We start from the raw sequence: 10,865 nt of genomic DNA, 5'->3' as shown, positions 1-10,865 counted from the left end.
GCCCACGACAATTCCGCTTCGAGACCCGCCGCCTTCTGTGGAGACCTCGACGAGCTTTAGTTTCGACCATACAAGAAATGCAGACTCGCCAATCCCCGGACGCCCACCCCCCACTTTTCCGCTGTGCATCAAGAAGGTGTCGCCAGTTTCGTCGTCCTCGGCGAAAAATCCGGCAACTTGGGCGGTATTGTCGTCGAGGGGTATATTGATCTCTACCGTGATTGATTGCGCGTGATTATCCGGTTGATACACGCCAAATGGCGTCCAATAACGTGGAATGGCATTTTTTGACGCGCCGCCGAATGCAGCCCATAGCTCACCTGGGCCGACCGAGTAGAGTTGTATATCAACATTTCCACCAGGAAAGCCGACGTTGTGAACTCCTTGTCTCTTTAAGACCTTCTTCAAATTTCGTTCTAAAGTTGCCTGAGTTGCTTTCTTTTTGTTCGCTTCCTCAACCAAAGACAGCATGTCGTGAACTCTCCAATATTAGTAGATGATCCTGTGATTTTCGCTTACGCGCTTCGTTGAATAGCAATTCTTTGACCAGGCCGGATCGATCCGGTGCACAAGCGAACGCACTTCGCTATGAAGCATGGCGTCGAGAGCTCGGAGTAAGTCCCAGCAAAACTGCAAGTATGAGAGTTTCCATTGTTGATTCTCAAGCGCTACGGTGAGGACCCGCAAGACGCCATTCGCGATTGCATTCAAATATGCTTGCCTCGTTGAGGAATAAGCTGGCAACTTCTTTGCACTGAAATCCAATTTGGCCTGCATTGCAGACCCGATAGGTGGCACGGGTTCGCCCTTCGAAAGACGGCATTATTTCGCAACTTTTGCGCGAGGGCAAGGCAGGGCGACAGTTAGTAGGTTCGTCGCCGTAGAAGTACGGATCATATTTTGATAGGCGGCCGTGCGACGCTCGGGCTTTGCGACGTGTCTTTGTCGCCCCCTCTGAAGGAGCGCTAACGAGTGGCTAGTTTCTTTCGATGGGACTCGATCATCTCCGTAGTAACGTCGCGCGGATAGCAAAGCGGAGCCGCACCGCCAGGCCGAGAATAGGCGCTCCTTGCACCGCAGCTTCTGCCGTTCCGCATTACGTCGTCGGGGCACGCACAAGGCTTACCTGTAGCGTGATACTGATCCCTGCTCGCCTTGATCAAGATCGCGGCGATCGCGGCGGCGGTCAGCGCCGCTTCAATCTTGCGCTTGGGCTCGGGCGGTGACGGAGCCTCATCAGGCGAATTGACTCTGGTAACCGGCCCAACTTCGGGGGCGCCAACAGGTTGAGCGGCTGTAGCTGTCTTTGGCTGCGCAACAACGACAGGTCCGTCCGCCAAAGCGATCGGCTTCGCTGGCGCGGCTCGCTGCCACGAGGTGTCTGGCGAAGGCGCGTTTTTCGCTGGCGCGCCCTGACGACCAACTGAATACGCTCCCACAGCCGTAACGGCCAAGAGCAAAATGACCACACTGTCCCGCATGATCGAAATTTAAGCGCAGTTAGAAATGCCGCGCAAGCTATGGTTGAGCGCCGACCAGCTTTACCTATCGTAGCTCTTTCCGCCAGTACTAATGCCGTATAGCACTTGTGAATACGGTAGACGTAGCAGGATAGTTGACTCCTTGGCAACTCCGCCCATGACTGCTCCTCGACATAGGAGGCTCACACCGCCGAGTTTCCGTTCGCAAACTGCGTCAGCGCTATCGACGAAGTTCAAGTTTGTAAGTCGAGTGATGACGATAGTCCGGCCTTTAGGAATAGCCCCGATCGGCTGAATAACAAAAATCGTGACAAACTGCGCTGCAACAACAAATGACGCGATGAGCGCGCCAGCGCTCAACCAGTATTTCATAAAACGTTTCCTCGCTTACATTGACCATCGCACCACGTTGCGATCGCTACGCTTTAAGCGCCTGCCGGCCCTTGAGCGATATCGATGACGTGCCGGTCGGCCCCGACGGTGATGACAATCGTATACGTCTTCGCCCCACCACCCTGGTCAGTCGGTGGCGCAAGATGTAGTTGACCGCCGTACCACTCGCCTGACATGAGCGTATTGTCCTTGATCACCGATTGCTCAAGCGCCGCCATGTTACGTTGACCCGCCTCTACCGTCGCAGCAACCATCGCTTCATTTTTCGCAGTGGCATTGCCTTGGGCGATCGCGGCGGCTGTCGGGCTGTAGAACGTGCCAGTGCGACCGCGTGGGGTTGTGTAGCTGCCATAACCTGCTTGCGAAGCGCTGTAGGCGTTGCCCGCTGCCGCTAGACCCGTAATGAGCGCCCTTGCCACGTGGCGGCTCTTCTCTTCCTGCACAAGCATTTCATACGTCACGACCTGCATCGAATGGTCGGTTCCACCGACGTGCTGTATGGCTTCGACTTGGGATACCCGGAAATCTACGGGGGTTTTGCCGAGGTTGTTAATACCTACAACGAATACCGGGCGGCCATTGGCTTGAAACTGCCGAGAAGCGGGACGCACCAGGACGAGCGAGTTTTTCTGACGCGAGACAAGTGCTGGCTGCCCATCCCGCATGAGCGCCTGCTGCTGCGGATTGGATGTTTTAAACTGAACTGTCTCGCCGTTCGTTACACAACCGCCCAACGTGGCGCAAAGCACCACGACGCCCAAACCACGCATCATAATTTCCCCAAGCCCAATGCGGGATAGAACCGCAACCAAGGCGTGATAACAATAACGCAGGTCAACTTGCAGCATAGACCTTAGTTGTGTGTATGCGAATAAGCCGAGTCTTGTAGTTGCACCGACTGTTTGATCATGAATGGTCGTCGCCAAGATGGTCAGCGGTTGAGGAGGAATCCTGAAGACGTCGCATCGCTGTCGTACGTCGACACGCGAAACACCTCGGATTGCGTCCGGCGTTCGCGGCACGCCCTGAACGGATTCGTCATGGTCATCGTGGACATACGTCTCTGCCCGGCTGCCTCTTCGTATCGATCTGCGATCGATCCCATGTTCATCGATTGCCGATGACGTCCGATGGGCTCGCCGGCCGTCCGGGAGAGAGGCGCAGGATCGGCCCGCCCGATCGAGGACCTAATATTTGGGAACCCGATGCGTGCGACAGTCAAAAGGGCCATCAGGGCCAGAGCCCTTGATATTGGCGTTATAGTATTGCCGCCATCGACGGCGGCGCCAAAAAGGCCTCGAAGACCGCAGCAGGCATCTCGCAATAGGGGTAGTAGACCGATCTGAGTTGCACGAGCATAAGCTGTTTGGATTTGTCATAGCACGCTCGGTTGATGAAGCTGCTCCGCGAGACATCGGTGCAGGCGAAGGGCGCAAGATCCATCTTGCCGTAATACTTCACGTCGATGGTCTCCGCCGCCACCCAAGTGGTGCCAGCGAGAGGAGCTGTGATGAGGACGGCAACCGGTACATGTAGCTTGTCTCCCTGTGCCAAACCCGCTGTATTCGACTTCAGGGACGTTTTTCGGTTTTTGAAGCGCGATCTTCAGCGGCGATTGCTTCCTTCTCGCACATGTAGGCGCCGCGCTTCGTGGTGCCGTAGCTCTTCGTTCCCGCGAAGTGATAGATCTTCGACGGCAGGTTGACCCACACGACGGTGTCGGTTGGGCAGCGTGCTTTTGCGGATGCCTCGTCAGCAAATTGTCCTGTCTCCAGCGTTACGTTGTCTCTGGGAACGGACGGTTGCTGCGCCGAGGGAGGCACGGGTGCCGCAGTCGTGGTGGGGGCCGGCTTTTGCGGCGCAGGGGCTGGCGCAGCTTGCGTCGCGGTTGGTGCGGGCCGACTCGGCGGGGGCGCAGCAGGGGCTGGCTTGGGTTCGGGAGCGGTCGCACTTGGCATGACGCCGCCGACCCTGCACTGCTCGACATAGGCCTTTTCGGTGACACCACGGGCTTGCATGCCCGCCTTGTCGGCCCGCCATTCGGCGATGCACTCCTTGGCGGTCTTCTGGGAAGACGAGGTACTGGTCGACGGTGACGGCGGTACAGCAGGCGGAGGCGTTGCAGCGTTTGGCCTCGGCGGAGGGACGGAAGCCGCTGGCGCCGCACCTGTCCTGCATTGTTCAACGTACGCTTTTTCGGTCACACCGCGGGCTTGCATGCCGGCCTTATCCGCGCGCCACTCGGCGGTGCACTCTTTGGCGGTTTTCGATCCGGTTGCTGTCGCTGACCTGGGCGCCGGCGGCGGCGCCGTCTCGGCCGGTTTCGGCGCCGGCGCGGCGGCGGTTGGCTCCCCCCCGCCCCTGCATTGTTCAACGTACGCTTTTTCGGTTACGCCCCGGGCTTGCATCCCGGCCTTGTCCGCCCGCCACTCCGCCGTGCACTCCTTCGCCGTCTTGGCGAGGGCTGGAGCCGCCGAGATGCTGCATACAACTGCAGCAGCGATAAGGAGACCATTATCAATCTTCATATTCGTTCTCCTGATTTCCGTGGCCTGCTAATTCGCCAACCGGCTCAATTCTTCTCGGTCGAACGTGACCGCGCGCACGCCGCGACTGAACCGCGGACGTCCGGTCGTAAAAAAGCCGCTGCAGGTGTTCTTTGCGTCGCACCGATCGCATTCCTCCACGAAGCCGTTTTTCCAGTCCGAGATCGACTGGAGAGCGTGTGGCCATACAGATTTTGGAAGGACACACTTCGGAAGGTTATAGACCGACACGTTGACACCAGCGGCACTCAAGTGATCGACGGCCCTCGCGAGCCCGTCGCCATAATCGACCGGATCCATCCAGAGCGTGGCATCGTTTGCAATGGCAAAGCCCGTGTTTTCGAGCCCCATCAAAGCGACGTGGTCGACGAACGGCAGATTGCGGGCAAGCCATCGGCCCGTATCCTCGATGATCGGCGCGGTCAACGCGTGCAGGACGACGCGGATCTCGACGCGTTGTCCGCGGTCCTTGAGCTTCAAGATGCCCAGAATTGTTTCGTCGAACGCACCCTTCGCCTGCACGACGTGATCATGGACATGATCGACTGAGGCATAGACCGGAATGGCCGCCATCAGGTTCGGGTGGCCGATATCTTTCCAAGCATCGACAATCTGGGAGTCGGCGAACGCCCGACCGTTGGTCAGCACCTGGATAGCGGTCGCCGGCAGCCGGTCGCGGCACTCCTTCAGGACGGCGATGAAATCTTGCCAATCCGACAAGGTCTCTCCGCCGGTGAACGTTAGCGCGCGGGTCGCCCGATCAATGAGGGGCAGGCTTTCTTTGATTTCGCTGAGTATCCACCGGTCATCGACATCCTTCGGTGGTTGCGAGCACATCAGGCAGTAATTGTTGCACCGCTCTGTGACCAGAAACGAGTTGTGCGCCGAATTCCGGCGATACAGCGTACGGAATTTCCTCGACGCATGATCGAAGCCGACGATGTCGCCGTCGGCCAGGTACCCGTATTTCAGGGGCACCACGACCAGCCGTCCTTGGAACGAGCTGGGTAAATCGATCGCACCTTCGGAGACGACAAGGATGGACGACCAGTCGGCTTCTATCGCGCGCCGGACTTCATCTGGCGTTCTGGCGAGCGCGAAATCCGCCACGTGACGTTCGGCGCCACTCTCGATCGACCGAAGCCTGACGATCGAGCGGGCTCTATCCGAAGAGAACCCAACGCTCTGGGAGACTGTGCCATAGAGAGGAAGGGTCATGCGGCAGCCCAACGTCGCAAGATGGCAGCATCTTCCGGAGAGTTCTCCAGAATATCCAGCAGCAGGCCCATGATGCCCTTTTGACGAGCGCAGAACGCCGACAGAGGCTTGATTCCCAAGGCATCCCCCTGCGTGGCGTGATGATATACAGGGTCCGCGCCGCAGTGGCTCTCATACACGCAGGTCGAGCATTCGGGCGCGCACTGCGTGAGCGATGACGAAATCGCGCCGATCAGTTTATCCGACAGGATGAGGGAATTGTAACTGTCGTGCTCGACGTGACCGAGCCGGAATGCGTCGTCACCGGTCTCAGCCAGCATCCGGCCTTCATCCGAAGCGAAAACACTGCCGTCATAGTTGTAGACCAGCGCGCCAAGACCTGCACCGGCTGGGCTACGCAAATCAACGTAGCCGATGGGGCGGTCCGAGAGCATCCGTGTGAGAAGCAGCGCCGCATAAAACTCCCGGAACGGGGTGCCCTGTCGGTTGATCTCCAGGACCCGACGTAACCCACGCTCGTAGAACGCAAGCCACTTCTGCGCGTCGTACTTGCCGAACTGCTTCGTTTTGATCGCAAACCCGAACGGCGAAAGCGGACGCAGGAAAATGCCATCCAACCCCAATTGGAGATATTCGTCGATGATATCATCGACACGGTCGAGACTCGCTTCGGTGGTGGTCATCAAGGCCCCGACCGCGTCGGAGCCTAAGATTTCTCTGGCTCGCCGGATTCCAGCAACGGCCAGTTCATGGCTGTTTGCACCGGGGCGTGGGCGGTTCTTGTTGTGCAGGTCGGCGGGACCGTCGAGGGACGTCGACAGCAGCACGTTGTTCGCCTTGCAAAAATCGAGAACGGCATCGTCCAACAAGGCTAGGTTTGACGCGATGATGAACTCGAGCTTTTTGCCGGACCGAGCCTTCGCAGCGGCAACAATCTTCCTGATCAGCGGAAAATTGAGAAGCGGCTCCCCGCCCTGAAACTCAATCTTGATCCGTGCCGCTGGGCTGGCGAACGCTATGTCGAGCGCACGCATCGCGGTCTCTTCGCTCATATCGAAGCGTGAGCGGTCGGTGCTTTGACGGGAAACTTGGCAATAGGGGCAAGAATGCTCGCAACGTAGCGTTACGACAAAAATATGCAGCGGAGTCACCTGCTGTAGGAACGACATGCGGCTTCTCAGTCGAGCCGCCAAGAGCTGCCGTTGCGCCTTCTGGTTCGCCCCCGTGGCCAGATGAGCCGCATAGGCCTTTTCGTACAGGCCATCGCCGGGTCGAACCTGAAGGCCGACCAGCCTGTGCAGTTCATCTTCGGTCAGTCGGATAAAATCGCCAACCATATTGGCGACCAGATACCGGTTTGCTCCGGTGCGCTCAAAATTGAACGGCAACAACGAAAGATCTTCGGTTGCCGCGCTGAAGCTTTCAGGAGGTAAAAACCGCGCCATGGTGCTCGCAGGACTTTATCCGTCATCATTTTGGTTAGCGGCCAGCGCCCCGAAGGCAAGTGCAAGGATGACGTTCCGAATGCCCTCTGTTTTTTCGGCGACGCGAGCCCGCACGTTTTCGTCCGCGACAAGATTCAGAAACCGCTCTTTCAGTTCGTCCGAGCTGAGCACGGCTCCCTTTTGTGGAATGGAAGAAACCAGACGGCAAACATAACGGTCGTCCGCTCGTTCAATCTGGTAGGTTGCCGTTCCGATCAGGCGATAGGCTGCCGCGTCCAAAGCACTAAGGCTTTGGACGCTTGCATCAAAATTGACAGCTACTTCGACCGGGGACGCCGCAGAAGGCTTAGCGACTCGAGGCATGGGACGCATGAGAAGCATGCGACGCGTGGGAGGCATGCTGGGCGACGATGGTGCCATCCGCCTCCTTCATCATGACAAACCCAAGAAGGTCTTCACCCACCTGGTAGTGGGCATTTGGCTGAAGGTTGGTGGCGATGTTTTCGGTCGCGACCGCCTTTGCGTCCCTGGCAGGTACTGCCTTGGCCTCGGCGCCCTGAACCGACATTCCGGTTAGTGATGCGAGCGCAGCACCAAGCGACAGCACGACCTTTGATGTCTCAGTCATATAGCCCACCCATAATTTGCTCAATCAATACCCTCTCCTACAACTTCCGAGAGAGGGATGTCCATAGTTCTATTGGTCGAAAGTGCGTCCGGTCCGGACTAACCGTTTGAAGCCGCCGTGCGACCTTTCGCGATTCGCGCCGAACGGCCGGATACTGCTGAGCGCTCCTCAGATTTCTCCTCAGAAGAGCGCTTACATTGCAAAGGTCCTACTGCTCGTCGTTTCAACGAGAAGAGCTCGATCGTTCAACTTGTCTCGCGTCCGTGAAGCTCATTAGAGGGCATCCCAACAGCGTAGTTCAGTAACGCAATAAGTCTGTACGTATCGTACGGAATGCACGATTAGTTCCGCCCTTATAGCCTATGCGTGACCGACCCCGCTCGCGAAGTCGCGGTTGTCATGAGCCGTATGATGGCGACGCCATCGGATCATCGCTCGCATCAAAACGATAGAGTCATCGCATTCCACGACCGAGCGTGTGTTTGGACGCGATGTCGCACGGGGAACATCATTGTGATTCGCACCAGACTCGAATCGTGTTAAATCATACCGGTCCGATATGATCGAACCAGCCAAAGTCCAGACGCGTAACGCCGACGGCATCACGGCGCCGCTACGGCACGCGACCTTCCGGCGCATTTGGCTTGCGAGCCTCCTCTCCAACCTCGGCATCTTGATTCAAGGTGTCGGTGCGGCCTGGGCGATGACGCAGATGACGTCCTCGGCCGACAAGGTCGCGTTGGTGCAGACCGCGCTGCTGTTGCCGGTGATGTTGATTTCTATCCCAGCCGGCGCAATCGCTGATATGTACGACCGACGTATTGTGGCGTTGGTTGCGCTTGGCATCGCGTTCGCCGGCGCGACCGCCCTGACGGTCGTCGCCTGGTTGAGCCTGGTCACACCGAACCTCTTGCTTGTGCTCTGCTTCGTCGTTGGCGGGGGCATGGCGCTGATGGGACCGTCTTGGCAATCGTCGGTCAGCGAACAAGTGCAGTCGGAAGCGCAGTTGCCTGCGGCCATCGCGTTGAACGGCATCAGCTACAATATCGCGCGCAGCGTGGGTCCGGCGATCGGCGGGATGGTGGTGGCGACCGCGGGCGCAGTGATTGCATTTGCACTCAACTCGCTCCTCTATCTGCCGTTGATGGCCGCCTTATTCCTATGGGAGCGCATCAGTGCGCCCTCGCGGCTCCCGCGTGAGGGATTGAGCCGCGCCATGGTGTCTGGTATGCGCTACATCAGCAATTCACCGTCGATCAAGATCGTGCTGGCCCGCACTCTGGTGACCGGCATCGTCGGCGGCGCGATCACTGCGCTGATGCCGCTCGTCGCGCGCGACCTTTTGCATGGCGACGCCCAGACCTACGGTATCATGCTCGGCGCCTTTGGCCTGGGTGCGGTAATAGGCGCGCTGAACATCACCGAAGTGCGCAAGCGGATGAGCGGCGAGGCCGCGATCCGCGCCTGCGCGTTGTCCATGGGCGCTGCGATCGCCGCAGTCGCACTCAGCCGCGAACCGGTGTTGACCGCGGCAGCGCTGGTCCTGGCGGGGGCCGTGTGGATGATGGCGTGGGCGGTGTTCAACATTGGCGTGCAGTTGTCGGCGCCGCGCTGGGTGGCCGGACGCTCGCTTGCAGCCTATCAGGCGGCGAGCTCCGGCGGGATCGCCGTCGGCAGCTGGGGTTGGGGCCATCTGACCGACGCGGCCGGAGTTGAAGCCGCGCTGTTGGTGTCGGCCGCCCTGATGTTCGCCTCACCACTCATCGGTCTTTGGCTGCCCATGCCCCGCGTCGTCGCGCGGGGTGAGGAGGCCGCGCTGCTCGCCGATCCTGAGGTACGGCTCGACTTGAGCGGACGGAGCGGGCCACTCGTCGTCGAGATCGAATACCGAGTTGCACAAGAGAATGCGCGGGCGTTTCATGGTGTCATGCAAGACGTGCAATTATCCCGCCAGCGCAACGGCGCCTATGGCTGGTCGATCGCGCGCGACATTGCCAATCTCGAATTGTGGACCGAGCGCTACCACTGTCCAACCTGGTTCGACTACTTGCGCTGGCGCAACCGCTCGACCCAGTCGGAGCGTGCACTGGAGCAGCGAGCAATTAGCTTCCACATCGGCTCCACGCCGGTACGCGTCCGCCGCATGCTGGAGAGGCCGTTCGGCTCAGTACGCTGGAAAGACGACACGCCGGACCACACGACCGCCGAAACGCCGCCGGAAATCCCAAGCGGCAAGGGCCGTACGCACTTGACCTTATCGGCTGACGAGGTGCCCCAGTGTGCCGAGAGGCACCGGAAAGCTGCAAGCGGCTCGCAATAACACAAGCCCGCGTTACCAGCGGGTTCGGCGCCGATCGGCGCGTCGCGCGACAGTTGATCCAACACCGATCGCAACCGCTGCTGCAATCACTTCAAACGCCCGGGCGCCAGGAGATTTCTGGAGAATCTTCAAACCGCGATTCGTTTCTTCATCACGCCGCACTTCGACGAAGTACGCTCTAATGATGCAGGTAAAATGCACTGTCTCAATGAAAGAGCAGGAATAATGCAATCAGGATCGATTAATGATTTAAGCGCAAGGCAGCGAACCGCCGCTCTCTCTTCCCGGCTCCAATCGAGGGTGTTTCATGCGCAATCATGACCTTGTCTCCGGTAGCCTCCTCGCACTGACAGCGACCAGCCTTGCGCTACTCTGCTCGAGCCTGCTCGTCTTTGCGTTCATTTAGAGCGAGCGTGCAGGTCGCGCCTTTTGATGAAGGCTGCCAGCATCGTCAAGCATCATTGAGAAGGTCCACGAGCTCTAAATGCGACAAGGGCTTTCGGCTGAAACCGAGAACATTGCGCTGCAGGGACCGCCCGCGGTCAGAACGCGAACACAGCTCCGACGGCTCTACATATCTTGCGGGCTGGATGAGGGATGCGGGTTACGCTTGAGATAATCTCGGGCGGCCTGAGCATTGCCTCACCTTCCGAGTCGGCCGGCGATTTGACTCTGGGGTGGCAGCGCAAGGCTGGAAGCTTTCAAATGTCATGAAGGCTAGTCGCGGCTACCACTTGCTGAACAGCACTTTGTACTTTCGCATTCGTGAGCACAGCAACAAGGTCGGAGCGTCCTTCCTCCTCGGAGAAGTTTTCACACTGCTCTGTCCAGGAC

8 protein-coding genes and 1 pseudogene are annotated in these 10,865 nt (G+C 58.8%); 1 reads left to right on the top strand and 8 read right to left on the bottom strand.

What is annotated here, in order from left to right; genetic code table 11:
* From QMZ05_RS38715 to hxsA2, 8 genes are all read right to left on the bottom strand, one after another.
* On the bottom strand, positions 1 to 471 hold a 471-nt coding region (locus QMZ05_RS38715; protein ID WP_353705546.1), incomplete at its 3' end, for a hypothetical protein.
* Between the two features lie 1,435 nt (positions 472 to 1,906).
* Positions 1,907 to 2,722 carry a hypothetical protein gene (locus QMZ05_RS38710; RefSeq protein WP_353705545.1) on the bottom strand — a complete coding sequence of 272 codons (816 nt, stop codon included), beginning with the start codon at positions 2,720 to 2,722 and terminating at the stop codon, positions 1,907 to 1,909.
* Between the two features lie 409 nt (positions 2,723 to 3,131).
* Positions 3,132 to 3,335 (bottom strand): KTSC domain-containing protein, encoded by a 204-nt coding sequence (locus QMZ05_RS38705; protein WP_353705544.1) that lies wholly within the window; start codon positions 3,333 to 3,335, stop codon positions 3,132 to 3,134.
* 110 nt (positions 3,336 to 3,445) lie between these two features.
* Entirely contained in the window at positions 3,446 to 4,402 is a 957-nt protein-coding gene (locus QMZ05_RS38700; RefSeq protein ID WP_353705543.1) for a hypothetical protein, read from the bottom strand.
* A 27-nt stretch (positions 4,403 to 4,429) separates the two neighbouring features.
* Positions 4,430 to 5,638, bottom strand: coding sequence for a His-Xaa-Ser system radical SAM maturase HxsC (gene hxsC, locus QMZ05_RS38695; RefSeq protein ID WP_353705542.1), 1,209 nt, complete (start codon positions 5,636 to 5,638; stop codon positions 4,430 to 4,432).
* Positions 5,635 to 7,083: a His-Xaa-Ser system radical SAM maturase HxsB gene (hxsB, locus tag QMZ05_RS38690; RefSeq protein ID WP_353705541.1), complete on the bottom strand. Its 1,449-nt coding sequence runs from the start codon at positions 7,081 to 7,083 to the stop codon at positions 5,635 to 5,637. Before hxsB ends, hxsC begins: the two co-directional genes overlap by 4 nt.
* A 15-nt stretch (positions 7,084 to 7,098) precedes the next feature.
* On the bottom strand, positions 7,099 to 7,362 hold the full coding sequence (locus QMZ05_RS38685) for a hypothetical protein (protein WP_353705540.1): 264 nt from the start codon (positions 7,360 to 7,362) through the stop codon (positions 7,099 to 7,101).
* A gap of 67 nt (positions 7,363 to 7,429) precedes the next feature.
* The gene (gene hxsA2, locus QMZ05_RS38680; protein WP_353705539.1) at positions 7,430 to 7,711 is read right to left on the bottom strand and encodes a His-Xaa-Ser repeat protein HxsA2; all 282 of its coding nucleotides are present in this window, start codon (positions 7,709 to 7,711) and stop codon (positions 7,430 to 7,432) included.
* A gap of 559 nt (positions 7,712 to 8,270) precedes the next feature.
* On the opposite strand from hxsA2, the pseudogene QMZ05_RS38675 reads away from it, so the two are divergent.
* Positions 8,271 to 9,905: pseudogene (locus QMZ05_RS38675) on the top strand (MFS transporter); the annotation flags it as partial.
* Positions 9,906 to 10,865: the final 960 nt, after the last annotated feature.

Source organism: Bradyrhizobium sp. INPA03-11B (genome assembly GCF_040446015.1).
Taxonomy (GTDB): domain Bacteria; phylum Pseudomonadota; class Alphaproteobacteria; order Rhizobiales; family Xanthobacteraceae; genus Bradyrhizobium; species Bradyrhizobium macuxiense_A.
Note: the sequence above shows the minus strand (reverse complement) of the source record. Positions and strands in the feature narration are given on the sequence as shown.

Excerpts from the sequence above, each read along its gene's own strand:
- QMZ05_RS38700 (WP_353705543.1), bottom strand. The coding sequence starts at position 4,402 with ATGAAGATTGATAATGGTCTCCTTATCGCTGCTGCAGTTGTATGCAGC.
- hxsB (WP_353705541.1), bottom strand. The coding sequence starts at position 7,083 with ATGGCGCGGTTTTTACCTCCTGAAAGCTTCAGCGCGGCAACCGAAGAT.
- hxsA2 (WP_353705539.1), bottom strand. The coding sequence starts at position 7,711 with ATGACTGAGACATCAAAGGTCGTGCTGTCGCTTGGTGCTGCGCTCGCA.
- hxsC (WP_353705542.1), bottom strand. The coding sequence starts at position 5,638 with ATGACCCTTCCTCTCTATGGCACAGTCTCCCAGAGCGTTGGGTTCTCT.
- QMZ05_RS38710 (WP_353705545.1), bottom strand. The coding sequence starts at position 2,722 with ATGCTGCAAGTTGACCTGCGTTATTGTTATCACGCCTTGGTTGCGGTT.